Source organism: Streptomyces fructofermentans, from assembly GCF_014651055.1.
GTDB classification, from domain to species: Bacteria; Actinomycetota; Actinomycetes; order Streptomycetales; family Streptomycetaceae; genus Streptomyces; species Streptomyces fructofermentans.
Genome location: NZ_BMWD01000027.1, coordinates 86,639 through 110,878, shown reverse-complemented (window position 1 = coordinate 110,878; position 24,240 = coordinate 86,639). Strand labels below are relative to the sequence as shown.

Genomic DNA, 24,240 nt, shown 5'->3' with positions numbered 1-24,240 from the left:
CCCCTCCCATGACCGACCCCACCCCGTCCACCGCGCGGCACGGACGAGAGCCCACCATCCTCGCCACCTCCGGCGGTCTGCGCGCCGGCGGCAGGACCACGGTGATGTTCGACGCCCTGGTGCACCACGCCGTCGACCTGTCCGGCGTCCACGGCCGCCGCCCCCGCGTCATGTACGTCGGCACGGCCATCGGTGACGCCGAGCACTTCGCGGCCCGCACCGCGGAGGCCGCCCGGGTGGCGGGCTTCGACCTCACACCCCTCCAGCTCTTCCCGATGCCCAATCTCGACGACGTCGAGGGCGCGGTCCTGGACCAGGACGTCGTCTGGGTCATGGGCGGCTCGGTGGCCAACCTCCTCGCGGTGTGGCGCGTGCACGGCCTCGACCGCGTCCTGCGCCGGGCCTGGCGGTCGGGCGTCGTCCTCAGCGGGGTCAGCGCCGGCTCGATCTGCTGGTTCCGCGGCGGCACCACGGACTCCTTCGGCCCCGAACTGCGCCCCCTCACGAACGCCCTGGGCTTCCTCCCGTACGGCAACGGCGTCCACTACGACTCCGATCCGGGCCGCCGCCCCCTGGTGCACCGCCTCGTCGGGGACGGCACCCTGCCGGACACCCACTGCACCGACGACGGCGTGGGCCTGGTCTACCGCGGCACGGAACTCGTGGAGGCCGTCACCGAGACCCCCGGCAAGGGTGCGTACCTGGTCACCCGCGAAGGCGACAAGGCCGTCGAGGAGCGCGTCGAGCCGCGCCGCCTGCCCGCGCCCGGCTGAGGAGTCAGGGCGCCGCGCGGCCCCGCGCCGCGCTCACGCCCCGCCCGCGTCCCCCTCCGGCTCCGGCCGCGCGCACGTCACCACGTCGGCGACCACGCAGCTCACGTTGTCCGGGCCGCCCGCGCCGTTCGCGGCCGCGACCAGGGCGCGCACCGCCTCGTCCGGCGCCTCCGCGGTCGCCAGGACCTCCCGGACGGCCTCCTCGGACAGCGCGGCGGACAGGCCGTCGGAGCACAGCAGATAGCGGTCGCCCGCACAGGCGTCGTGCAGCCGGAGGTCGGGGGCGGGCGCGGGGGCGCCGCTCCCGCCGCCCGTCAGCGCCCTCAGCAGCAGGAGGCGCTGCGGGTGCGCGGCGGCCTCCTCCGGGGTCAGCCGGCCCTCGTCGACCATCGACCGGACCACCGTGTGGTCGTGGGTGATCAGGAAGAGCGCGCCGTCGCGCAGCAGATGGGCCCGGCTGTCGCCGATGTGGGCCAGGGCCAGTTGCGAACCGGTCCACAGCATCGCGGTGAGCGTGGTGCCCACGTCGTCCGCCGTGCCCGCGACGTCCCGGACGGCCTGCGCGGCACCCTGCACGTCCTCCAGCAGGTTCAGGACGCCGCCCGAGGGCAGCGGTTCGTCGTCCAGGAACCGCAGCGCCTCCACGGCCGCGCTGCTCGCGGGCTTGCCGCCGGGACCGAAGCCGTCCGCGACGGCCAGCAGCCGGGCGCCGGCGTGCGCCGTGTCCTGGTTGGCGGTCCGGACGCGCCCGGTGTCGGACATGGCGCAGTAACGGAGTTCCAGCATGGTGCTGTCCTTCCTCGGAACCTGCGAGAGGTGGTCGACGAGGAACGCGGCCAGGTCGCGGCGGGCCGCCGTCTCCGCCTCGACCCGCGCCCAGAACGCGCGGATCTCCCGCGCGGCGGACGCCGGTTCGAGCGCGCAGACCTCGCGGATGCCCGCCAGCGGCATCCCCAGCCGCCGCAGCCACGCCACCAGACGGGCCCGTTCGAGCTGAGCCGGCGCGTAGTAGCGGTAGCCGGTACCCGGGTCCACCCGCGCGGGGCGCAGCAACTCCAGCTCGTCGTACAGCCGAAGCGCCTTGGGCGACAGGCGGCTCGCCCTCGCGAACGCGCCGATCGTCAGCATCCCCATGCCGTGGACCTCCTGTGACCCGGTCGTTCCCCGTCCCGCCGCCGATGCTGGGGCTTCACCGAAGGTGAAGGTCAAGCGGGACGGTCCGGTTCCGGGGCCGGTTGTTAGTCTGCGGACTGGATCATCCGGCACGACACACGTACGAGGAGTCCGCAGTGGCACGCACCACGACCCGAATCGCCCTCGTCACCTGCCGGGAGGTGCTGGAGACGGGGTACGACCGGGACCTGCCGGCGCTCGCCGGGGCGCTGGCGCACGCGGGCGCGGAGGCCGTCGTGGCGGTCTGGGACGACCCGGACGTCGACTGGGCCGGATTCGACCTGGTGCTGATCCGCTCCACCTGGGACTACAGCTGGCGGGCCGCGGAGTTCGTGGCGTGGGCCGAACGCTGCGGGGCGGCGGCCCCGTTGGCCAACCCGGCGGCGGTGGTGCGCTGGAACACCGACAAGCGGTACCTGGGCGACCTCGCGGCGGCCGGGGTGCCCGTCGTCGACACCCGCTACCTGGCCCCGGGCGACGAGGCGGACCCGGTCGCCGGCGTGCTCGCCGGACTGCCCGCCGACCGGGAGTTCGTGATCAAGCCGACCTCCGGCGCGGGCGCCCGCTACGCGGCCCGCTACCTGCCCGGGGACCACGGCACGGCCGTGCGCCACCTGGAGCGGATGCACGCCGAGGGGCTGACCGCGATGGTCCAGCCGTACGTGCGCAGCATCGACACGGCGGGGGAGCGGGCCCTGTTGTTCGTCGGCGGGCGCTTCCTCCACGCGATCCGCAAGGGGGCGGTCCTCGCCTCGGGAACCGCCTACGACGAGGACAAGGTCCCGCACCCCGACCTGCGGACCTGGCAGCCGACGCCCGCCGAACTCGCCGTCGCGGAGAAGGCGTTGGCGGCCGTGCCGGGCAGTCCCGAGCTGCTGTACGCACGGGTCGACCTGGTCGACGGCGACGACGGGCAGCCGCGCGTGATGGAGCTGGAACTCGTCGAGCCCAACTTCTTCCTCTTCCTCCACCCGGACTCGGCCGCGGCCGTCGCGGAGGCCGCGGTCAGGGCCGCCCGGTGACGGCCACCCGCTGAAGCAGTCCCCAGGTGAACTCCGCGGCGCACTCCCGCCGTACGCCCGATCCGTCCGCCGCGGCGAACGCCAGCCCCCACCGGGTCGGCGCCGTGCCCTCCAGCGGCCGGGCGGGGGCGAACGCCCGGGCCGCCTCGTCGACCGTGCAGGACCAGGGGGCCAGGTCCTCCAGCGTGCGCAGCACGGGCGCCGGGGCGCCCGGCGCGCGGACCAGCCACTCGTTCCACACCACGCCCTTCGGGGCCGCCAGCACCTCGAAGCGCAGCTCCGGCCAGAGCGGGACGGGCCACCGGAACGCCTCGCAGGACAGGTCGCCGATCCGCCGTCCCGTCACCGACTCCGGCTCGCCGAGGACCGACCGGTAGCGGGAGAGCGCCGCCCGGCCCCGCGGCGCGTGCAGCATCGCCTGCCAGCGCCGGTTGGCCTCCCGCATGTCGGCGGCCGAGGCGCCGAGCGTGTGGCGGGCCTCCTCCAGCAGCCGCGGGTTGTGGTCCGCCATCCGCCGCAGCAGGACGAGCTGGAAGTCGAGCGGGGTGAACGGGCTAGCGGGTCGCTTCGCGGGAGGCATGCCCCTCATCGTGGCGTACGCGCCCGGCGCGGCGCGCGTCCGGACTCCGGCCGTCCGGGAGGAACAGCACCGAGTTCACGTACCGGACGTAGCCCGGGCCGCGGAAGGGCAGCACCCGGCGCAGCAGGCCCTGGGAGACCACGTGGGAGGCGTGCGCCTGGTGGGCCTCCAGGTCGAACGAGGCCAGCGGCAGCCAGGTGTCGCCGGGCAGCACCCAGCCCGCGTACCCCTGACGCGCGAGGTGGGCCACGACCGGCTCGATCGGCTGGATGCGGGCCTCCAGTTCGATGAACAGGGCGGGCCGGTCGCGGGCGAGGAGGCCGCGGGCGCCCCGCAGGACCGCCAGCTCGTTGCCGTCCACGTCGATCTTGACGAAGCCGACCTCGCGGAGGTTCAGGCTGTCGAGGGTGACGCAGGGGACGTCCAGCGCGCGGGCGTGGATGTCCCGCCGGACCAGCGAGGAGACCCCCCGGTCGCCCTGGTCGCCGGGCGGCAGCCAGAGGCGGGCGGTGCCCCTGCGGTCGCTCGCGGCGGCCCGCACCACCCGGACGTTGCCGGGCGTCGCCGCCGTCAGCAGCCGCGCCAGGTGCGGCACCGGTTCCACCGTCACCACCCGCCGCGCCCGGTCCGCCAGACGGCGCGTCCACGGGCCGTACCAGCCGCCGACGTCGACGGCGGTACCGCAGTCGGGCGGGCAGAGCTCGCCGAGCCGGGCCAGTTCGGGCTCGAAGCGCGGATAGACGAGCCGGGCGGCCGCGGCGACCATCCGCACCGGCACGAACGGGGCCAGACGCGCTGCCAGTGTCATGCGCCCGTCGCCCCCGGAGTGCGGGGGCCGCGCCGCGGGGCGCCCGGGTCTCCGTCGGCGGACAGCCGGCTCAGGAGCTCCTCGTGCTCCTCCTCCGTCACCTGCTCGCCCGAGGACGGCAGGAGCTGCGGGATGCCGTCGACGATCGGGTAGCGGCGCCGCAGCCGCGGGTTGTAGAGCGCGTCGCCGCCGCCCGGTTCCTCGGCGAGCAGGTGCAGCGGGCCCTTGTCCAGCGGGCACGCCAGAATCCTCAGCAGCGGGTCGTCAGGGTTCACGGCTGGTCAACTCCCTCGTGGGGGAAGGGGACGGGGGCTTCGGCGGTGGGTCGTGCTTGGGCATCGCGAGGAGCACGGAGACCGCCAGCGCCGTACCGCCGATGCGCAGGGCCAGCCGCAGCGGCTCCTCGGGCAGCGCCTCGCCGAACGAGAGCGTGCCGAGGACCGCGGTGAACAGGCAGGTCACGGTCGTGCAGACCGGCACGATGAGCGAGGCCCGGCAGCGCTGCAGGGCCGCCTGCGACATGACGAGGCCGAACGCGCCCGTGAAGAGCAGGAGATAGGGGTACGGGGAGCGGAGCAGACCGAGCACCGCGCCGCCCGGCCCGCTCGTCGTGAGGTGGCCCGACACGCCCTTGATGGCCAGCGAGCTGACCCCGTACAGCAGGCCCACCGCCACGCCGTACTCGACGCCCGTCGTCGGCATCCGGTGCCGGTGCCTGGCGCGGCGCTCCGCGGACCCGTACAGCCAGACGCCGAGCGCCAGCGACGGTACGCAGACCAGCAGGACCAGCGGTGCCGGGGCGTCGCCGCCGACGGTGTCCGAGCCCTCCTTCAGCGACAGCACCACCATGAGCAGGGCGAGCAGGATCGCGCCGAGCGCGTACCGTTCGCGCCCCGAGGTCTCCTCGCCGAGCAGGGTCGAGGACAGCAGGACGAGCAGCACCAGCCCGGAGACGAAGATGCCCTGCGCGGCGGCGATCGGCAGGGTGCGGTAGACGACGAGCTGTGCGGCGAAGCCGGCCGCGAGGGACAGGGAGCCGCCGATCCAGAGCGGGCTGCCGACAACCAGCCGCAGCAGCCGCAGGGGCCGTCGCACGGTCACCTCCGGCATGGCCGCGAGAGCCCGTTTCTCCAGGACGAATCCCGTGCTGTAGAGGACGTTCGCCAGCAGGGCCGCGGCCACTCCCCACCACATGGCTACGTCCTTCGCGCGTGCAGCAGCAGGATCGACGCCACGGACGGGACGGCGCAGGCCAGCCGGTCCAGCGGGCGCAGCGGGCGCGGCACCCCGTGGAACGGGGCTCCCCGCAGCCCCACGACCTCGAAGCCCGAGGCGGCCACGAACTCCCGCAGCGCGCGCGGGGTGTAGAGCCGCAGATGGCCCACCACCTCCGTGCCGGGGCGGCCGTGGATCGCGCGCAGGCTCACCTCGGAGAAGACGGGCTGGACCCCGGCGAGGAGCAGGGCCCGGTTGTACCAGGCCGCCAAGTTGGGCGTGGAGAGCATCAGATGGCCTCCCGGGCGCAGGACCCGGTGGATCTCGTCGAGTGCCGCGTCCGGGTCCACGAGGTGTTCGACCACCTCGCTGAACAGCACGGCGTCGGCGGACGCGGACCTGAACGGCAGGCCGCCGTCCGTGAGTTCGCCGCGCACCGCGGCCGGCAGGCGGGTGTGCGCGCGGCGCAGCGCGTCCTGGGACCAGTCGACGCCGACGATGCGGTGACCGGCGAGCAGCGGCGCGGCCGTCGAGGCGGCGGTGCCGTCGCCGCAGCCGATGTCGAGGACGGTGCGCGGCCCCGACGCCGTCGCCGGGCCGAGGGCGGCGGCCAGCATCCGGGCCTGGCGCAGGCTGCGGGGTGCGCCGGAGGCGACCGGGACGGCCGGGTCCTCGTAGAAGTCCCGCAGTCCGTGCGGGGGCCGGCGGGTCGGAGCGGTCGTCATGGGGCACTCTCCGTGGCGTGTTCCGTCGCGTGCAGGTAGTGCTCGAAGAGGTCGCGCAGATGGGAGCCGTCCCCGTGGCTCAGCAGGGTCCGGGACCAGCGGAACGCCACGTGCAGCCGGCCTGCCGTGGAGGCGGTCGTGACCGTCAGCCCGCGCGGCATCCGGGCCGGCGCGGAGAACCACACCGCGCTCGCGCGCCCGGCCTCCTCGCCGAAGTCGAGCGCGTACGGAATGCGCCCGATGTTGCTCAGCAGGACGGTCGACGTCCACGGCCCGGCGGCTCTGCGCAGGCCCCTGGTGAACGCGGCCCGCCAGGCCACCGGCGCCACCGGCGAGGTCAGCAGGGCCGCGCCGCGCCCGAGTTGGGGACGGGTGACCCCCTTGAGGGCGCGGGTCCGCTCCGCGGTGCGGCGCAGCAGCTCCGGCATCCGTGAGGCGTCCGGTTCCCCCGGCGCGAAGGTGACCTCGACGAGCCGTGTCCCGTTCCCGATGGGCATGTCCGTGCCGCGCGTGCGGTCGTCCACCGGCATCGTGATGCGCAGGGGGCGCGGGCGGGCGCCGTGCTCCCGGTTCCAGTGGGTGATCATCAGGGCGGTGGCCGCCATCAGCTGGTCGTTGACGGTGTACGGGGCGCCCCCGGGCCGCCGCGGGACGGCGAACTCCTCGACGAGCAGCCCGTTTCCGGGCGAGGGCTCGGGCGTGCCGCGGGCGACCCGGGCGGGCGGCGACCAGGTGGAGGGCGTGCCGGTGGCGCCGGGCGCCCGCGCCGCGGCCCGGGTCGGGGGCGCCGCGGGGGAGTTGTCCCGCCCGCCGTACAGTTCGGCGGCCGTCGCGAGGACCCGCAGACAGGCCGGGCCGTCGAGGGCGGTGTGGTTGATGGTGAGGAACAGGACCGTTCCGCCGGTCCCGGGGGCGGCGACGGCCTCCAGCCGGACCGGCGGCGCGGCCGTCAGCGGCGGGGCCTCGCGCAGCGCGCGGTCGCGGGCGTGCTTGAGGGCGTCCCGTTCGGGCGGCGGGAACCGGACGGCCTCCACGTCCGGGTCCTCGGTCAGCTCCCACTCGTAGCGTCGCCGGTACCAGGGCCCGGCCGCCTCCCGCATGAGGATCCGCGGGTGGCGGCGCAGGGCCCCGGCGAAGGCCGTCCGCAGCCGGTCCGGATCGAGGCGGCCCGGCAGGTGGACCTCGATGTGGACGGTCTCCGGCTCCTCGTCCTGGAGGCAGTGGCGGGCGACCTCGTCCACCACGGGGAACGGGATGCGCGCGGGCGGGTGCCCGGGCCCGCCGGTGCCGTCGCGTGCCGGGTGGTCCAGCGTGGTCATCCGGGTCCGCCCTCCCCCTTCTTCCGCTGCTCGCCCCTTTCCTGCTCCCCCCGGCCTGCCTGTCCCTCCGGCCCCGCCTGCCCCGGCTGCCCTTCCTGCTTCCGCGGCCCTTCCTGCTTCGGCTGCTCCGGCTGGTCCGGCTGGTCCGGCACCGAGTCCTCGGGCTGCTCCGAGCCGGCCCCGGGCCTTCCCTTGCGGAACGGGAACCGCACGGTCGGCGGGTCGGGCTCCCGCCGCGCGCCCGGTCCGCGGGCGGACACGGTCGGCCCGGACTCGGGGCGCGCGGGACCGTCCGGCGCGGAGGCGGGTCCGTAGGGTGCGGGCGGGGGGCCGTCCGGTACGGGAGGCACGCCCGGCCCCGCGTTCGCTCCCCGCACCCGGTGCGGCAGCGGCGCGGCGGGGGTCCCGGCCTCCGGCGCCGGGGGCGGCGGCGCGCCCGCCCGGCCGCCCCGGAGCCCGTACGACGCCTCCCCGACGGACACCAGGCCCGCGAACAGGGCGATCAGCGCCAGCAGTTGGGCCACCGGACCGAACGCTCCCGTGCCCTCGGCGGCCGGCTCCCCGGCCCCCGCGGCGGCCACGATCCCCGCCCCCGCCATCGCGAGGAACGCGAGGGGCACCAGCAGGGTGTGCCGCCGTCGCGCCAGGAGCGCGAGGGCGGGCACCAGCAGGGCGAGAACACCGGCGACCACGATCCCGACCGCGGTGAGCGCCACCGTGCCCAGGACCGGGCCGGGCGCCGGCGGCGCCGGCGAGGGCTCGTCGCCGTCCGGTTCCCTCCGTCGGTACAGCGCCAGCCCGGCCAGCGCCAGCACCGCGACGCCGCCGCCGATCAGCCCGGCCTCGTACAGCACGGACGGCTCGTACGAGAGCTTCACCGTGCCGGCCTCGTCGCGCGGGATCCGCCAGCCCTGCTGCCAGCCGTCGAGCCGTACGGGCTTCAGCTCGTCGCCGTTGAGCGTGGCCTTCCAGCCGTCGTTGAAGTTCTCGTACATCGTCAGATAGGCGGCCGGGCCCGAGCCGACGGTCACCTCCCGCCGGTCGCCCAGCCAGTCCCGTATCCCCAGCTCCCGGTCGAGCTGGGCCGGCGCGGCGACCGTGCCGCGGGTGAGCGTCACATCGGTGACCGCCAGCGGCCCCGCGTCGCCCGCCTCGACCCGGTGCGAACCGGAGCCCAGGGACAACGAGGGCTCCTCGCGCCCCTCCTGGCAGAGCGTCAGCTCGATGGGCCGCCGCTCCACCAGGTCCGCGACGGTCCCCTTCGCGGCGGTCTCGTACAACTCGTCGTCGACGGCCAGGGCGGGCCCCTTGCCGCAGGGCACCTCGAAGGTCCGCGACGAGCGGGGCTGCGGCGTGCGGTACTGGTCCAGCGCCGGCACGTACGCCTCGGTCAGGCCGACCGGCAGTTGCAGGTCCTCGTCGGCGAGCGGGTTGTGGACCGTCATCGGCGCGGTGTCGGTGACGGTGATGTCCAGCCGGTCCGTGGTGATCGCATCGAAGTGGACGGCCCCGTTCTCGTCGACCGCGGCGATCGCGGCGCCGTCCGGCGAGCCGATGCTGACCTCGGTGGGCCGGGTGGACAGGCCGCCGGCCGGCGCGAGCACCAGCTCGTCGACGGCCTGCTTGCCCGGCCAGCTCAGATGGATCGTCGGGCGGTCCCCGGCGATCCACGCCGTGGTCAGGTCGCCGTCGGTCAGATTGCGCGGCGAGAGACCGGTGCCGAGCCGGGCGGTCGAGTCGGCGGTCGCGGTGATCCGGTCCACCTGGTCAGGAGCCACCTCGTAGAGGAGGCGGTCGAACGCCTCACCCGGCACCGGGACGGCACTCGCCCGCACCTCGTACGTGCCCGCCGACTCGGAGGTCCAACGGCGGTGCAGCCCCGCCTCCGTGCCCGTCGGGGAGAAGCCGCCCGGGTCGGACGGCCGGTGGAGCGAGACGACCTCGGCGGCCGCGTCGGTGCGCGAGGCGTCCGTCGGCAGCCGCAGCATCCGCGTGACCTGCACGTCCGGGACGTCGACCTCGGAGAAGCCCGCGCCGGACAGGCCGGAGTGCCGGGCCACCGAGTCGACGACGGTGATCCTCAGCCAGTCCGTCGGACCGGCCGGGGCCTTGATCCGCTGCCGGGTGCCGTCCGGGCGCAGATGGCTCGTCTCGGAGCCGCGCTCCGTCTCCACCCGCACCCGGGTGGCCGCGGACCGCACGCTGTCCTGCGGCAGCGGCGTCACCCGGATCGAGGACGGGACGTCCGTCGTGTCGGTGAAGGCGATCCGCAGCCACTCCCCGTCGGCCGACCCCGCCGAGCCCTCGGCCCACGCGGTGTCCGGATTGCCGTCGAAGGCGTTCACCGGGTCGTACTGCGGCAGATGGAACAGCCAGTTGCCGCTCGACGAAGCGGTCACCGAACGCGCGCCGCGCAGCTCCGCCACCGTCTGGTGGCGGACCCCCGTCGTCGGCAGGATCTGGTGCGGCTTCTCCCCGGCGTCCTGGAAGCTGCCGTCGTGGTTGCGCTCGTCACGCGTGTACGTGTACGAGGTGTTGGCGTTGACCAGGCCGAACCGGGTGTCGGCGCGCCGCAGTCCGTCGCCCAGCACCTGGAGGGCGGGGGTGCCGAGGCCGGGTGTGTTGTCGCCGGTCAGCACGGCGGCCCGGTCCCGCATCCCCGGGTCGGCGGCCAGCGGCAGCAGCGCCTCGGGCCCGCCGGAGACGACGGCCGTGTCGGCGACCGCCCTCAGCCCCGCCTGGCCCGGCCGCCGCACGTCCGCGCCCGTCGGCTCGTAGATCTCGACGGCCCGCTGACGCGGGTACAGCCCCTCGATCTGCAGGGGCGTGTTCTCCGCGATGCGCCCACCGGTCATCACCGGGCCGAACCCGGTCACGCGCCGGAAGCCCGACTCCTCCAGGGTCCGTTTGACGGTCGTCGTCGGCACATGGCCGAGCTGGTCCGGATCGAGGTCGTTGCGGACGACGACGTAGTGGAGTCCGGCGCGGCCCAGGTAGTCCGCGAGTCCCGGGACGCGGCCGCCCGTCAGCAGGGACTGCTCGACCGCGTCCATCGCCCGCCGGTTGCCCGGCGTGCCGAACGGCACGTAGTCCCGCTGGGCCCAGCGGGACTCGGCGAGGACGTCGAGCGGCTGGTCGATGGGCGAGCCCCAGGTGTAGATGCCGTGCGCGGTGGCGGGCACCACGAGGGCGCGCGAGTCCGGCGAGTACTTCTTCAGCCAGCCCGCGGTCGACTCCCAGTACTGGGGCAGCCGCTGGAAGGAACCCGGCTGCAGGATCGACCCGTTGAGGTAGGGCCAGGCCAGCCCGGGAAGCACCAGGACGGCGGCGATCAGCGCCGCGTGCCGCCGGCCGCGCACGGGACGGGCGCCCCGGCTCTCGGCGGCCACGCCCACCAGGTGCGCCAGCCCGAGGGCCAGCGCGAGCGCCAGCCCCGTCTGGAACTTGTAGATGTTGCGGAACGGTACGAGGCCGCCGTCCAGCCAGCTCTGGACCGTGCCGTGGAAGGGCGCCCCCAGCGATCCGCCGTACCCGGCCAGCGTGACGAGCGCGACCGACAGCACGGTCAGCACCAGCCAGCGCCGCTCGGGCAGGTCGCGCCGGGCCAGCCCCGCGAGGCCGATGCCCGCCGCGAGGGCCGAGGACACGATCACGACCGCCGAGGTCGCCACGGTCCAGCCGGCGGGCAGCCAGGCCTCGCCGAAGTGCAGGTAGGCGACCCAGTTCCCGGCGCCGCGCAGCGCCTCCGTGGCCGCCATGGTGTCCGTGGTGGTCCGCGCGCTCTCCACGTACGGAAGGAAGTTCTCGCCGTAGACGCCCAGCAGCAGCAGCGGGACGACCCACCACGCCGTCGCCAGGACCACACCGGGGACCCACCAGGTGATCAGCTTGCGCCGCCGCGGCCCCCCGGGACGGGACAGCAGGTAGAGACCCACCGGCAGCAGGGACGCGAGGGTCGCCGCGGCGTTGACACCGCCCATGAAGGGGATGAGCAGCGCCGAACGCAGCGCGGCGACCCGGGCGCTGTGGCGCGCGTCCGTCAGCGGCAGCAGCACCCAGGGCAGCAGCGCCCCGGGCAGCGCGGCGGCCGAGGTCGAACCGACGACGATCGTGAACACCGGCCACAGCGCGTAAGCGAGCGCGCCGAGCAGCCGGGACGCGCCGGTGCCGACACCCAGCCGCTCGGCGAGCCGCAGTGCCCCCCAGAACGCGGTGGTCACCACGAGCGACAGCCACAGCCGCTCGGCCAGCCACACCGGGAGGTTGATCAGGTCGGCCAGGCCGTAGTACGGCAGCATCGGGAAGGCGTAGCCGACGTACTGGTCGGCGATGCCGCCGAAACCGCCCCGGTCGTGCCACAACTGGCCCAGGTCGGCGAGGAACTGCCACGGGTCGAGTGCCACGCCGAGCTTGGTCTCGAACGTCGCCCGGCCCGGTTGCACGGCCAGGAAGAGCACGAACACCACGGCCCAGAACCCCAGCAGCCACCGCCGCGACCGCGGCCCCTCCGGGGGCCCGGACGCCGTGGCGGGGGTGCGGGTCGTCGCAGGGGGAGGAGCCTGGACCGTGCTGGTCATGGACACCGCCGGAGGATGAGGAGGAGGTTCCAGGTGGCGAACTCGCGCAGCCCCGGCGCCTTCGCGACGGCCTGGGCGAGGAACGGCCAGTAGCGGGAGCGCGCCGAGACGACCGTGACGTCGTCGCGGGCGCGCACCTGCCGCAGGGTGGGGCCGATGTGCACGGCGAACAGGTTCTCGCCGAGGGTGTGCTTCGCGGGCCGTCCCGTGCGGCGCCGGTAGCGGGCACGGGCCCGCTCGGCGCCCAGGTAGTGCCAGGGCGCCCACTCGTGGCCGCCCCACGGGGACAGCCAGTTGGTGAACGACACGTAGATCAGACCGCCGGGCCGGGTGACCCGGACCATCTCGCTGAGGAAGGTCTGCGGGTCGGCCACGTGCTCCAGCACGTTGGACGAGAAGCAGACGTCGGCCACCCCGTCGGCGAGCGGCAGCAGATAGCCGTCGGCGACGACGGCACCCTCCGGCGGCTTGGGGCCCAACTCCCCGGCGTCCGGCTCGAAGAGGTAGCCGTGCGCGCCGCGCCGGCGGAACTCCTCGGTGAACCAGCCGCCACCGCCGCCGATGTCGACGACGATCCGGTCCCGCACCGGACCGTCGTACGCCTCCACCTGGCCGACGGCGTCCCGCGCCAGGAGCGAGTAGCACGCCCCGGGGTCGTCCTGTTCACGGCGGAAGGCGCGGAAGAGGGCAAGCGAGCGGCGGACGGAGGGGTCCTTGAACCCCGTCCCGCCGCCCGTGTCCCCGCGTGTGGGAGAACTCATGGCGTCCAGCCCCTCACCGCCTCCGCGGCGACCGCCCGGAACTGGCGGACCGTGCGGTGCCAGCGGTACTGGGCGGCCCGCTCGCCGGCCGCCCTGCCCATCAGGGCCCGGCGGTGGGACGACAGGGCCAGGGTGCACCAGGCCGCCGCGAAGGAGGACTCGCCGCGGGCGAGCAGGCCCGTCTCGCCGTCCGCGACCGAGTCGCGCAGGCCGGGCACGTCGAAGGCGATCGCGGGTGTCTCGCGGGCCGCCGCCTCCGTCACCACCAGGCCCCAGCCCTCGACGGCGGAGGGGTGCAGCAGCAGCCAGGCGGCACAGAGCAGACGGTGCTTCTCGGCCTCGGAGACATGCCCGGTGAACTCGACGCCCGGGCCCGCGAGCCGCTCAAGACGCTCCCGTTCGGGCCCGTCGCCGACGATCACCAGCCGCCCGCCGGTGACCGGGCGGACCCGCTCCCACAGCCGCAGCAGCAGATCGATGCGCTTGTACTCGACGAGCCGCCCCATCGCGAGGAACAGCGGCTCGGGCGACCGCCCGGCCGGCGGGCCGGGCTCCTCGACACCGTTGTGCACCACACGGATGCGTTCGCGGTCGACCCCGATCGCGCGCAGCGCGTGGGCCGTCGAGGGGGAGACGGCCACCAGCAGGCCGTGGCGCTGCGCACCCGCCAGGGCCCAGTGCTCAAGTCTTCGCCCCAGCCGGGCGGCGGGCGCCAGCGGCCCGCCGAACCGCATCCGCCACAGGTCGGTGTGCACGTGGTTGACCAGGCAGAGTGTGGGGCCGCGGTGCCACAGCGGGGCGAGGTAGGGCATGCCGTTGCACACCTCGACGAGCAGGTCGCAGTCGCCGACCTGCCGCTGGAACGCGGATCGTGCGCGTACGTAGTGGCCGAGGTCGCCGCCCGCCGACACCACGCGGTAGTCGCGGTACGCGGCCGGACCCCCGCACAGCAGGGTGACCTGGTGCCCGAGATGGGTCAGGCCCTCGGCGAGTCTGTCGACCAGGAGTTCGGAGCCGCCCGCCGCGTCGTTGCCGAAGTCGCGACGGGCGAGGAAGACGATACGGCGCGGCTGTGGGGGAAGCGCCGGGTGTCGCTGCGCGGAGCGGGGGAAGGCGGCGCGCAACGACGAAGGCACGTGCTGGGGCATGGGTGCTCCAACTCGTCTCGGGGTGCGGAACCAGCGAGGGGTTCAAGGCGGAACTCGGTGCGCTCCTCCTGTGGGTCTCCCGATGCGGATCGGTCGAGGTCGTGGGGTGGATCGGCCGGGTCCCGCGGCGCGGGGTCCGGCTGTCGGGGCGGGTCGGAACGGTCGTGTCCGGCCGGGCCGCGGGGCCCGCACCGCTCGGGTGCGGGCCCCGGCATCCCGGGCCGGGTCGCGGTCCGTGGGGGGACCGCTCCGCCGCGGAGCGCCCGGTGCGGGACCCTGAATGTCCCGCGGAGCGCGTCCGTACGGACGGGTGGCGCGTGGAACTGTTCGGTGGAACTCGGCCGCCGGGGCCGGTCGTGGGGTCCGGGGCCGAGGGGTGGCGGGTGCCGGTTGGTGCGGTGGGTGTGGGCGGGCTGTGTTCGGGTGGGGTGGACAGTTTTCGCCCGCTCGTTCCTCGCGGCTACTCACCGAAGTGACAATTTCGGTGCTTTGTGGAGCTGACGTCTCATCACATCGTGAGCGTTTGCTGGGAGCTCTCGGACGTTTCGGGATGCGGACGCCCTCGTACCACCAAAACGACCCCCAGCGCGGTGAGGAGGAAACCGGCCACACCCGCCCCGATCGGCAGCGTGGTCCCCACCAGGCGCAGCCGGCCGCTGTCCGCGTCGGCGAGCTCGACCTGCTCCTTCTGGGTCCGCTCGGTGAACGCGACCCGCCGGCTGTCGAGGAGCACGGCGGCGTCCTTCTCGCCGCCCGGCGCCCGGAGGGTCTTGCGGGGGCCGATGGCCGCGTAGATGATCCGGCCCGTGCGCTGGTCGGCGACGAGTTCGATGCCGTGGTTCGCGTACCACTCCTCGGCGAGCACCTGCCCGCGGTCCGGCTCGCCCACGATGCTGCCCGGCACGAGCCGCGTCCCGGTCTGTGTGGCGGGCACCCTGCCGGTGAACCGGAGGCCCTCGTACCCCTGGATCCTCTTCGTGCCCCGGTAGGCCAGGGTGACCGTCGAGCCGAGGGTGTTGTCCCACCAGACGTACGAGCGTTTCTGCACGTCGAAGGGGAACTTGAGGTACGCCTCGCCCTCGAAGTACGGCGTCTCGTCGCAGCAGTGGACCGGGGCGTTCGACTTCCGGTCGGTCACCCAGCGCTCCGTCGACCACTGGAGCGCGTCGTGCGGATCGGCGGCGGGCAGCGACGCGTCGGTGTCGACGGACGTGGACACGTCCCAGACCGCCCGGCCGCTCTTCTCGCTGTCGGCGACGTCACCCCGGACCTGGCGGGTGATGGTGATCCTCGTGTCGTCGACGGTCTCGATCTCCTTCGTGTCGAAATAGCTGCCCGTGCCGGTGAAGACGGTCGTCGAGTCGATGTCCACGGGGGTCCGCTGGGCCCGTGGCTCGACGTACCAGGCCAGCAGGGGGGCCAGGACGAGAAGGAACACGCCCAGACCCAGCAGGACCAGTGAGAGCGGTGTGACAGAACGGCGCATCCGGGCACTCCAGAGGCTCGTGGTGACACGGCACGAGGACGTGCCGGCACGCTGGGGGAGGGTGCACGTGCGGTATGGGCCGGGAACCGTAGGCGCACCCTTGACGAAGTGTCAATGCGTTGCCGAGACTGGGGCACGCCGGACGGGAACGGATGGGGTCCTCCCGGCCGAGCGACGCCGAACGCGGCGCAGGGGCTGGGCCCGCGAGCCGTCGGCACGCGTGGACCGGGGTGGGAACGACCTCCGAAAGAGAGGCTGACCCGCGATGTCCAGACTCTTCGCCGCTCTGCTCACCGCGGCGGTGGCGGCCCTGCTCGCCGTGGGCGCCGCCCTCGGCGTCGTGGCGCTGCTCGACGCGACCCCCGAGCAGCCCAACACCCCGCTCGTCACCTACGAGACGGCCGGCCGGGAGCGCTGACCATGGCCCTTCGCCGGGGATCCGTCACCGTGCGCTCGGCCTGGCACGACGTACCGCGCCTGCAGGTGCGGCAGTTCGCCGCGCTGGCGATGGCCGAGGCGCCCGTGCTCGCCGAGGAGATCCTCCAGGAGATACAGCACGAGTACCCCCATCTGCCCGTGGTGCTCGACGACTCCGGCGAGCCGATGGCGCTGATCGGGATCCGGCGGGCCATCGAGGTGTTCGTCCAGCACCTGGAGACCTCCGAGGGCCGGCCCCGCGTCCACCCCGAGGTGTTCCAGGACTTCGGCCGCGGCGAGGGCCTGAACGGCCGCAGCCTGGACGCGCTCCAGGCGATGTACCGGCTCGGTGTACGGCTCGCCTGGCGCCGCTTCGCGGAGATCGGACAGCGCGTGGAGATCCCGCCGCCCGCCATGTACGAGCTGGTCGACGCCGGGTACGAGTACCTGGACGGACTCGTCGACCAGTCCGTGCGCGGCTACGCGGAGGCCGCCGCCCGGCAGGCCGGGGAGCGGCTGCGGCTCCAGCGGCGGCTGATGGAGCTGCTCCTCGTCGAGCACCACAGGGGCGACCCGGCCGAGGCGCTCGCCGAGCGGGCCGCGCGGATCGGCTGGCCGCTGCCCGAGAGGGTGGCGGTGGGGGTGCTGCTGCGCCCCGCGCGCGAGGCCGTCGCCCCGGCCGTGGGGCAGGGGGCGCTGCTGGACATGGAGTACGAGCAGCCCCGGATGGTCGTGCCCGAGCCGGACGCGGCCGGACGTCCGGAGCTGCTGCACCGCGCGCTGACGGGGTGGGCGGGTGCCATAGGTCCGCCCGTGCCGCTGTCCGAGGCGGCGAAGTCGCTGCGCTGGGCCGAGGCGGCGGTACGTCTCATGGAGCGCGGGCTGCTGCCGCCGGGGGAGGTCCTGTACTGCACCGAGCACACCGAGGCGCTGGTGCTGCTCCAGCCGGAGGAGCTGATCGACGACCTCGCGCTGCGCTGCCTGGAACCACTCGCCCACTGCGGTCCCACGCACGGGCGACGGCTCGCGGAGACACTGCTGGCCTGGCTGGAGACCAGGGGCGGGGCACCCGAGGTGGCCGCCCGGCTCGGGGTCCACCCGCAGACCGTGCGGTACCGGCTGCGCCAGATCCGCGAGCTGTGGGGCGACGAGATCGACGACCCGGACCGCCGCTTCGAACTGGAACTGGTACTGCGGGCGCAACGTCTGCGCGGAGAACTGGGCGACCCCCGGACCCGCCGCCAGTGAGCCCCACGGTCACCCGCCCCGCCCGCCGTGCACACCGCCACCCGCGCACGAGGTCACTCCGGCCCGGACTCCGGACCCAGCCGCTCCGACACCCGCGTTCCCTCTGGCCGTTGCGGCCCCGGACAGTTCAGCTCCGGGCCGCGGGCGCCGGCGCCCGGCCGCTCCGGCATCCGGCCGCTCCGGCCGTCCGGGACACCCCGGCACCCGGGGTGCGCCGCTCCGGGACGGCCGGTCCTCCGTCGGCCCTCGGCACCTCGGGCCGCCCGGGGGACGCGACGGGCGCGGAGGGCGGAGCCTTCCGGGGCCCGTGGAACCGCCCGCACCCGCCCATTGCCGGGCCAAACACAGTGTGAGTAGCCTGTGTTCGTCATGCCGATCGGCTGTTGAAATTTCGAACACTAGGGAGGGGGCCAGTTGTGGGACGCCTCGTACCTGCCGTAACCAGGGCTCTCGACATACTCGAGCTCTTCCTCGACGGGGACGGCACGCTCTCCGCCCCCGACATCGTGCGCCGCCTCCAGCTGCCGCGCACCACCGTGCACGAACTCGTGACCACGCTCGCCGCCCGCTCGTACATCACGCCCGTGCCGGGCCAGCCGGGACGTTACCGGCTCGGAGTGCGGCCGTACCAGCTCGGGAGCAGGTATTCCGAGCAGCTCGACCTCGCCGCCGAGGGCCAGCAGGTCGCCCGGTCCGTCGCGGAGACCTGCGACGAGACCGTGCACGTGGCGATCCTGGAGGGCACCGACGTCATCTACATCGCCAAGGTGGACTCCACGCACGCCGTGCGCATGGTGTCCGCGGCCGGCCGCCGGCTGCCCGCGCACTGCACCTCCGTGGGCAAGATGCTGCTCGCCTCGCTCCCCGAGCCCGAGCTCGGCGCGCGCATCCCGGACGACGCCGACCTGGTCCGGATGACGCCGAACAGCATCACCGACCCGGCCGCCCTGCGGGAGGCACTCGTGGAGATCAGGTCCCGCGGTGTCGCGGTGGAGAGCCGCGAGTCGAACCCCGACGTCAGCTGCGTCGCCGCGCCGGTGCGCGACCGCGCGGGCCACGTCGTCGCCGCGCTCTCCATCTCCGTACCGATGATCCGCTGGAGCGACGAGCGCCGCGTCGAGCTGGAGCAGCTCGCGGCCAAGGGGGCGGGCCAGCTCTCCGAGCGCCTCGGGCACCGGAGCGCGGTATGAACGGCTTCGAGGTGGCCGTCCGGGCCGAGGCGGCCCTGGGCGAGGGCCCCACCTGGGACGCCGAGGGCCGGCGGCTGATCTGGATCGACATCCTCGGCTCCCGCGTCCACACGTACGAGCCGGACACGGGCCGTCGCACGGTCAGGGCGACCGGGCAGCACGTGGGCGCCGCCAAGCCGCGCGCGGGCGGCGGGCTGGTCGTCAACCTCCGTGACGGCATCGGCCTGTACGGCCCCGACGGCGGCTCCGAAGGCTTTCGGTGGCTGCGCCGCGAGGTCGTCCCCGGCCGCCGCGCCAACGACGCGGCGGTCGCCCCGGACGGCGCCCTGTGGGCGGGCACCATGCGCTACGACGAGGCGGCGGGCGGCGGCACCCTCTCCCGCGTCGCCCCCGACGGCACCGCAGAGACGGTCCTCGACGACGTCGCGGTGAGCAACGGCACGGGTTGGAGCCCCGACGGGCGGCTCATGTACTACATCGACTCGCCGACCCGGCGCGTCGACGTGTTCGACTTCGACGGCCGGCACGCCACCGGCAGGCGGCCCCTGGTGTCCGTGGAGGACGGCGCGGGCTTCCCCGACGGCCTCACCGTCGACGCCGACGGCTGTGTCTGGGTCGCCCTCTGGGACGGCGGCGCGGTCCGCCGATACACCCCGTCCGGCAGGCTGGACCGGGTCGTGGAACTGCCCGTGCCGCGCCCGACGGCCTGCGCGTTCGGCGGCGACGGCCTGACCGACCTCTACATCACGACGGCCCGTACGGGCCTGGAGGCACCGCATCCGCTCGCCGGCTCGGTGCTCGTCGTCCCCGGCGCGGGCAAGGGCCTGCCCCAGACCCCGTTCGCGGGCTGACAGCCCGCACGACGCACCGCACGGCACCTCAGCGGCCCCCGCCCGGTCTCCGGGCGGGGGCCGCTGTTCCTGCGCGAACCATTGACGAGTAAGCGCTTCCTGTCTACGGTCCGTTCGAAGTTGCGGGCATCCAACGAAATCTCGAACAGTCAGGCAGGGCATCGGACCCGCGGCGCCGAGAACGGGGGGCACCTCGAAGCCGGCGCCGAACCGCCTCGCCCGCATCCGACGCGCAGGAGTCCCCTCACGAAAGGCGAACCAGGCACCCATGCAGGAAAAGGCCCGCTTCACCCTCGACCCCGCCTTCACCATCGGCGAGGTGAACCCCCGCTTGTTCGGCTCGTTCGTGGAACACCTGGGCCGCTGCGTCTACACCGGCATCTTCGAGCCGGACCATCCCACCGCCGACGCGGCCGGGCTGCGCGGGGACGTCCTGGACCTGGTGCGCGAACTCGGCGTCACGGCGGTCCGGTACCCCGGCGGCAACTTCGTCTCCGGCTACAAGTGGGAGGACTCCGTCGGTCCTGCCGAGCAGCGGCCCCGCAGGCTCGACCTCGCCTGGCGGTCCACGGAGACCAACCGCTTCGGGCTGTCCGAGTACATCGCCTTCCTCCGGCGGATCGGCCCGCAGGCCGAGCCGATGATGGCGGTGAACCTCGGCACCAGGGGCGTCGCGGAGGCAGTGGAACTCCTGGAGTACGCCAACCACCCCTCGGGGACGGCGCTCTCCGACCTGCGGGCCGCCCACGGCGACAAGGATCCGTTCGGCATCCGGCTGTGGTGCCTCGGCAACGAGATGGACGGGCCCTGGCAGACCGGGCACAAGACCGCGCGGGAGTACGGCCGGGTCGCGGCCGAGACCGCGCGCGCCATGCGCCAGATCGACCCCTCCGTCGAACTGGTCGCCTGCGGCTCCTCCAGCCAGGCCATGCCGACCTTCGCCGAGTGGGAGGCGACGGTCCTGGAGGAGACGTACGAACTCGTCGACCACGTCTCGCTGCACGCCTACTACTGGCCGACCGACGGGGACCTGGACTCCTTCCTGGCCTCCGCCGTCGACATGGAGTCGTTCATCGAGAACGTCGTCGCCACCTGCGACCACGTGGGCGCGCGGCTCAAGTCGAAGAAGCGGATCAACCTCTCCTTCGACGAGTGGAACGTCTGGTACCTGCCGGAGTGGGAGGCGCGCGCCGCGTCCGCCCCCCTGGACTGGCCCGAGGCGCCGCGCCTGCTGGAGGACAACTACTCGGTGCTCGACGCCGTCGTGTTCGGCTCGCTCCTGATAGCGCTGCTGCGGCACGCGGACCGGGTGGCAGTGGCCTGCCTCGCGCAGCTCGTCAACGTCATCGCGCCGATCATGACCGAACCGGGCGGCCCGGCCTGGCGGCAGACGACGTTCTTCCCCTTCGCGCAGGCCGCGCGCCACGGACGCGGGCGGGTCCTGGACGTACGCGTGGACTCCCCGACGTACGTGACGGGGAAGTACGGCGAGGCGGACCTGCTGCACGCCACCGCCGTGCGCGCCGAGGACGGCTCGGTCACCGTCCTCGCCGTCAACCGCGGCCGGACGGAACCCCTTCCGCTGGAGGTGGACCTCGGCACGCTCGGGGTGACGGGACTCGTGGAGCACAGCGTGCTCTCCGACGCGGACCCGGACGCCCGCAACACCCTCGACGATCCGGAGCGGGTCGCGCCGCACGCGGCCGCCGGGACGGTCCTGCGGGACGGCAGGCTCTCCGCCGTGCTGGAGCCGCTCTCCTGGAACATGATCCGGCTGGCCTGACACCACCGAGGGGCTCGCGCGGGGCTCAGGCGACGGCGGTCGCGGCCAGTTCGCGGAGCTGCTCCAACGCGGCCGCGACGGCGGGGCGTTCGCGGCCGCCCGCCCTCGTGCAGGTGAGGATCTTGCGGTGCGGGTCGCCGGTGCAGCGCACCCGGGTGACCGGGAGGTGCGGCGCCAGGTGGGCGAGCCGGGGCACCAGGGCGACCCCGAGGCCGAGTGCGACGAGATGGGCCGTCGCGTTCCAGTCCCGGGCGTGGTGGACGACGTCGGGGGTGAATCCGGCGGCGCCGCAGGCCGAGAGGACGTGCGGGCGGCACGGGCTGGACTCGACCGGTGCGATCCAGTCCTCGCGCGCCGCCTCCGCGAGACCGATCCGGCGGAGCCCCGCCAGCCGGTGCGTGTCGGGTACGACCAGGTCGAACGGGTCGTCCAGCAGCGGCTGCTGATCGAACCGGGCGTCGCCGGGCGGAGGGTTGCGCGGGGTCGTCTCGACGACCGCCAGGTCGGTCTCGCCCTCGAAGAGCAGGTCGAAGCTCTCCGGGACCTCCGACTCCTGGATGCGCAGGACGAGCCGGGGATGGCGTTCGCGCAGCCGCGCCGCCGCCGGAGCGAGCAGCACGGAGACGGCCGTGGGGAAGCCGCTCACCCGCAGCAGTCCCGCCGGGTCCGCGTGGTCGGCCCGCAGGTCCAGCTCGGCCCGTTCCCAGCGGGCCTGGATCGCGTCCGCGTGGGTGAGCAGGCTCTGCGCCGCCACCGTCAGCCGCACACCGCGTCCCTTCGGCTCCAGCAGGTCGACGCCCAGTTCGCGCGCGAGCTGGCGCACCTGCTGCGAGGCGGCGGACGTCGTCAGGTGCAGGGCGCGGGCGGCGGCGGTCACCGTGCCGTAGTGCTCCACGGCCCGCAGGACATGGAGGCGACGCAGGTCAATCATGAAGGCCACGCTTCAAGGTCAGGTCCGGAAAGTCAACCTGGACGGACACAGAAGCCTCCCGCACGCTGGACGTGCAGCGACGCCCGGTCCACCGCTTCCCCGCGAGGAGTACAGATGTCCAGCACAGTCCACGGCGGTCCCGGCCCCGACGCGTGCCCGTACTGCGGATGGCCGGACCGCGCCGAACCGTTCGAGGTGGTCTCCCGGCACGGCACCGCGGCAGGCCTCACCGTGTGGGTGCGCTGCGGCTGCGGTTCGCTCCAGGTGCGTGCGGTGGACGCCCGCGGGACGCGCGTCGTCTCGCGCGGCGGGCCCGTCCGGCGGGCCGCCGCCGTGTCCCGGTCCGGGGCCGTGCGGCGCCCGTGAGCCGGCGGGCCGGTGCGGTCCGGCCGGGGCCCACCGCACGTCGCGTCCCACCGCCCGCGCCGACACCGGCGCCCCTGACAGCCGTGTCCCCGCCCCCCCACGGGAGGGAGCGGGGACACGCGCGCCGACGGTCCGGGCGGGGAGGTCCGGTGGTCAGCCGACCCGGTTGACCGCACCTGCGGCCGGCCACCCCGCGCCGTTCGAGGAACCGGCCGTGCTCGGCCAGCCGACGGCCTGCTGCGGGCCGGGCTGCTGCTGCATCGACTGGGGCGGGAACCCCTGCGGCTGGCCCTGGGCGGCCACCGCCGTCAGCCCGCCCGGCATGCCCGTCGTACCGCGCGCCTGCGCCGCGGTGAGCGGCTGCGGCTGCCCCACGATCCCGTTGGCCATGGAGACCAGCTGCTGCGGCTGCGGCGGCATCCCCTGCGGGGCGGCGGCCAACGGCTGGGGCTGCGGCTGCTGCATGGGCTGGGGCTGCATGGGCTGCGGCTGCATCGGCTGCATGGGCTGGGGCTGCGGGGGTTGCACGGGCTGCGGCTGCATGGGCTGGGGCTGGGGCACCATCCCGTTGGCGGCCGCGGCGATCCCGGGGAAGCCGGCTCCGTTGGTGACGAGCCGGTCCACCGCCGCCGTACCCGAGCTGTAGCTGGTCCCTGTGCTCAGCTCGGGCACGGCGGCGGCTCCCCTCCTGGTCCCGTAGAGCACCGACTCCAGGCCGGACACCAGGCGACGCACGTCCGTCTGGGGGCGCACCACGAGCCGCAGGAAGCGGCTGGACGAACCGATCTTGTTGCCGCACTCGCGGACCAGGATGCGGTGCTCGGTGAGCAGCCGGTCCCTGACCACGGTGCCCTCGGCGCCCACGGGCAGGCGCACGAAGAGGAAGTTGCCCTGCGACGGGTAGACCGTGAGGCCGGGCAGCGCCGAGAGCTGGCGCGCCATGTCGAGCCGGTCCCGGCGCACCATGTGGAGGCTCTCGACGTACTCGGGCCCGTGGTCCCGCAGCATGAACACCACGGTCTCCGCGAAGGAGTTGAGGTTCCACTTGGGCAGCATCGAGCGGATCTTGCCCGCGAGGCCCGGGTTGGCCACCATGTAGCCGAACCGGATGCCGTGCAGCCCGAAGTTCTTGCCGAGGCTGCGCAGCACGATGACGTTGGGGCGCATCACCGCGTCCTCGACGATGCTGGGCTCGTTCTCCGCGTCGGCGAACTCCAGGAACGACTCGTCGATGACGATGAGGTCCAGGTCCGCGAGCGCGTCGCAGAACGCCAGGATCGTCTGCCGGGGCAGGAAGCCGCCGTCGGGGTTGTTCGGGTTGCAGATGACGGCCGCCCGGGTGCCCCGGGAGCGGATGAACTGGATGTACTGCGCCGGGTCGAGGGCGAAGCCGCTGCTCTCCTGGAGCGGGAACATGTCGACGCGCTTGCCGGTCTCCAGCGGCTGGTCGGTCCAGCGGCCGAAGGTGGGGACGGGGATGGCGAGCGACTCCCGGACCAGCAGATGGTCGATCCAGGTGATCAGTTCCGTGGAGCCGTTGCCCATCGCCACACACTGCGGGGGCAGTTGGAGCAGGTTGCACAGCTCACTGGTGATGGTGTCCGCGCTGCTCGGGTAGTACGTGATGATGTCGCGCAAGCGGTGCGACAGCTCGTCGAACATCGCGGGCGTCGGGAAGTACGGATTGCATGGGATGCAGAAGTCCAGCGGACCCGCCTCCCCGCTCTCACGTGCCAGCGCGGCCATCGACGGGCTGTGCGCGCCGGTGCGGAACAGCGAGGTGACACTGTCGGCCATGGACCCTCCGTCCTTGAGGGGCGGCCCGCGCGGGGATGCGCGGACCGATCCTAAGTACGGGCGGGGTTGT

General features: G+C 74.4%; 21 protein-coding genes. 8 read left to right on the top strand and 13 right to left on the bottom strand.

What is annotated here, in order from left to right; translation table 11 throughout:
• The first annotated feature begins 8 nt into the window (after nucleotides 1–8).
• Nucleotides 9–773, top strand: a complete 765-nt coding sequence (locus IE265_RS30315; protein ID WP_190038929.1) for a Type 1 glutamine amidotransferase-like domain-containing protein — start codon at nucleotides 9–11, stop codon at nucleotides 771–773.
• 33 nt (nucleotides 774–806) lie between these two features.
• Here the strand turns inward: IE265_RS30315 and IE265_RS30310 are convergent, their stop codons facing one another.
• Nucleotides 807–1,907 carry a MerR family transcriptional regulator gene (locus IE265_RS30310; protein ID WP_190038928.1) on the bottom strand — a complete coding sequence of 367 codons (1,101 nt, stop codon included), beginning with the start codon at nucleotides 1,905–1,907 and terminating at the stop codon, nucleotides 807–809.
• Between the two features lie 155 nt (nucleotides 1,908–2,062).
• Here IE265_RS30310 and IE265_RS30305 point away from each other — a divergent pair, with 155 nt between their 5' ends.
• On the top strand, nucleotides 2,063–2,968 hold the full coding sequence (locus tag IE265_RS30305) for an ATP-grasp domain-containing protein (protein WP_373303062.1): 906 nt from the start codon (nucleotides 2,063–2,065) through the stop codon (nucleotides 2,966–2,968).
• Here IE265_RS30305 and IE265_RS30300 read toward each other — a convergent pair.
• The 10 genes from IE265_RS30300 to pgfA all read right to left on the bottom strand — a co-directional run bounded on the left by IE265_RS30300 (nucleotide 2,952) and on the right by pgfA (nucleotide 15,587).
• Entirely contained in the window at nucleotides 2,952–3,557 is a 606-nt protein-coding gene (locus IE265_RS30300; protein ID WP_373303061.1) for a hypothetical protein, read from the bottom strand. The genes IE265_RS30305 and IE265_RS30300 overlap by 17 nt on opposite strands.
• Nucleotides 3,523–4,356: an FkbM family methyltransferase gene (locus tag IE265_RS30295; RefSeq protein WP_190038926.1), complete on the bottom strand. Its 834-nt coding sequence runs from the start codon at nucleotides 4,354–4,356 to the stop codon at nucleotides 3,523–3,525. The genes IE265_RS30300 and IE265_RS30295 overlap by 35 nt, the downstream gene beginning before the upstream one ends.
• Nucleotides 4,353–4,631, bottom strand: a complete 279-nt coding sequence (locus IE265_RS30290) for a Trm112 family protein (protein WP_190038925.1) — start codon at nucleotides 4,629–4,631, stop codon at nucleotides 4,353–4,355. Before IE265_RS30290 ends, IE265_RS30295 begins: the two co-directional genes overlap by 4 nt.
• The gene (locus tag IE265_RS30285) at nucleotides 4,621–5,550 is read right to left on the bottom strand and encodes a hypothetical protein (protein ID WP_190038924.1); all 930 of its coding nucleotides are present in this window, start codon (nucleotides 5,548–5,550) and stop codon (nucleotides 4,621–4,623) included. Before IE265_RS30285 ends, IE265_RS30290 begins: the two co-directional genes overlap by 11 nt.
• A 2-nt stretch (nucleotides 5,551–5,552) precedes the next feature.
• A complete protein-coding gene (locus tag IE265_RS30280) occupies nucleotides 5,553–6,296 on the bottom strand; it encodes a class I SAM-dependent methyltransferase (RefSeq protein WP_190038923.1) in 744 nt (247 codons plus the stop codon).
• The gene (locus IE265_RS30275) at nucleotides 6,293–7,615 is read right to left on the bottom strand and encodes a condensation protein (protein ID WP_190038922.1); all 1,323 of its coding nucleotides are present in this window, start codon (nucleotides 7,613–7,615) and stop codon (nucleotides 6,293–6,295) included. The genes IE265_RS30280 and IE265_RS30275 overlap by 4 nt, the downstream gene beginning before the upstream one ends.
• Nucleotides 7,612–12,192 carry an alpha-(1->3)-arabinofuranosyltransferase gene (locus IE265_RS30270; RefSeq protein ID WP_190038960.1) on the bottom strand — a complete coding sequence of 1,527 codons (4,581 nt, stop codon included), beginning with the start codon at nucleotides 12,190–12,192 and terminating at the stop codon, nucleotides 7,612–7,614. Before IE265_RS30270 ends, IE265_RS30275 begins: the two co-directional genes overlap by 4 nt.
• Complete coding sequence (locus IE265_RS30265; RefSeq protein ID WP_190038921.1) at nucleotides 12,189–12,953, bottom strand: class I SAM-dependent methyltransferase; 765 nt, start codon at nucleotides 12,951–12,953, stop codon at nucleotides 12,189–12,191. Before IE265_RS30265 ends, IE265_RS30270 begins: the two co-directional genes overlap by 4 nt.
• On the bottom strand, nucleotides 12,950–14,101 hold the full coding sequence (locus IE265_RS30260; protein WP_190038920.1) for a glycosyltransferase family 4 protein: 1,152 nt from the start codon (nucleotides 14,099–14,101) through the stop codon (nucleotides 12,950–12,952). Before IE265_RS30260 ends, IE265_RS30265 begins: the two co-directional genes overlap by 4 nt.
• 508 nt (nucleotides 14,102–14,609) lie before the next feature.
• Nucleotides 14,610–15,587 carry a cell envelope lipid trafficking protein PgfA gene (gene pgfA, locus IE265_RS30255; protein WP_190038919.1) on the bottom strand — a complete coding sequence of 326 codons (978 nt, stop codon included), beginning with the start codon at nucleotides 15,585–15,587 and terminating at the stop codon, nucleotides 14,610–14,612.
• Nucleotides 15,588–15,852: 265 nt separating this feature from the next.
• Between pgfA and IE265_RS30250 the strand changes: the two genes are divergently transcribed.
• From IE265_RS30250 to arfA, 5 genes are all read left to right on the top strand, one after another.
• Nucleotides 15,853–16,005 carry a hypothetical protein gene (locus IE265_RS30250; protein WP_190038918.1) on the top strand — a complete coding sequence of 51 codons (153 nt, stop codon included), beginning with the start codon at nucleotides 15,853–15,855 and terminating at the stop codon, nucleotides 16,003–16,005.
• A gap of 2 nt (nucleotides 16,006–16,007) precedes the next feature.
• Nucleotides 16,008–17,252: a PucR family transcriptional regulator gene (locus IE265_RS30245; RefSeq protein ID WP_190038917.1), complete on the top strand. Its 1,245-nt coding sequence runs from the start codon at nucleotides 16,008–16,010 to the stop codon at nucleotides 17,250–17,252.
• A gap of 416 nt (nucleotides 17,253–17,668) precedes the next feature.
• The gene (locus tag IE265_RS30240; protein WP_190038916.1) at nucleotides 17,669–18,442 is read left to right on the top strand and encodes an IclR family transcriptional regulator; all 774 of its coding nucleotides are present in this window, start codon (nucleotides 17,669–17,671) and stop codon (nucleotides 18,440–18,442) included.
• Complete coding sequence (locus IE265_RS30235) at nucleotides 18,439–19,293, top strand: SMP-30/gluconolactonase/LRE family protein (protein WP_190038915.1); 855 nt, start codon at nucleotides 18,439–18,441, stop codon at nucleotides 19,291–19,293. Before IE265_RS30240 ends, IE265_RS30235 begins: the two co-directional genes overlap by 4 nt.
• A 268-nt stretch (nucleotides 19,294–19,561) precedes the next feature.
• A complete protein-coding gene (gene arfA, locus IE265_RS30230; protein WP_190038914.1) occupies nucleotides 19,562–21,076 on the top strand; it encodes an arabinosylfuranosidase ArfA in 1,515 nt (504 codons plus the stop codon).
• 25 nt (nucleotides 21,077–21,101) lie between these two features.
• On the opposite strand, the gene IE265_RS30225 is transcribed toward arfA, so the two are convergent.
• Nucleotides 21,102–22,007, bottom strand: a complete 906-nt coding sequence (locus IE265_RS30225) for a LysR family transcriptional regulator (protein WP_190038913.1) — start codon at nucleotides 22,005–22,007, stop codon at nucleotides 21,102–21,104.
• A gap of 114 nt (nucleotides 22,008–22,121) precedes the next feature.
• Between IE265_RS30225 and IE265_RS30220 the strand changes: the two genes are divergently transcribed.
• On the top strand, nucleotides 22,122–22,373 hold the full coding sequence (locus IE265_RS30220) for a hypothetical protein (protein WP_190038912.1): 252 nt from the start codon (nucleotides 22,122–22,124) through the stop codon (nucleotides 22,371–22,373).
• A 153-nt stretch (nucleotides 22,374–22,526) separates the two neighbouring features.
• On the opposite strand, the gene IE265_RS30215 is transcribed toward IE265_RS30220, so the two are convergent.
• On the bottom strand, nucleotides 22,527–24,170 hold the full coding sequence (locus tag IE265_RS30215) for a pyridoxal phosphate-dependent aminotransferase (protein ID WP_229916720.1): 1,644 nt from the start codon (nucleotides 24,168–24,170) through the stop codon (nucleotides 22,527–22,529).
• Between the last annotated feature and the right edge of the window lie 70 nt (nucleotides 24,171–24,240).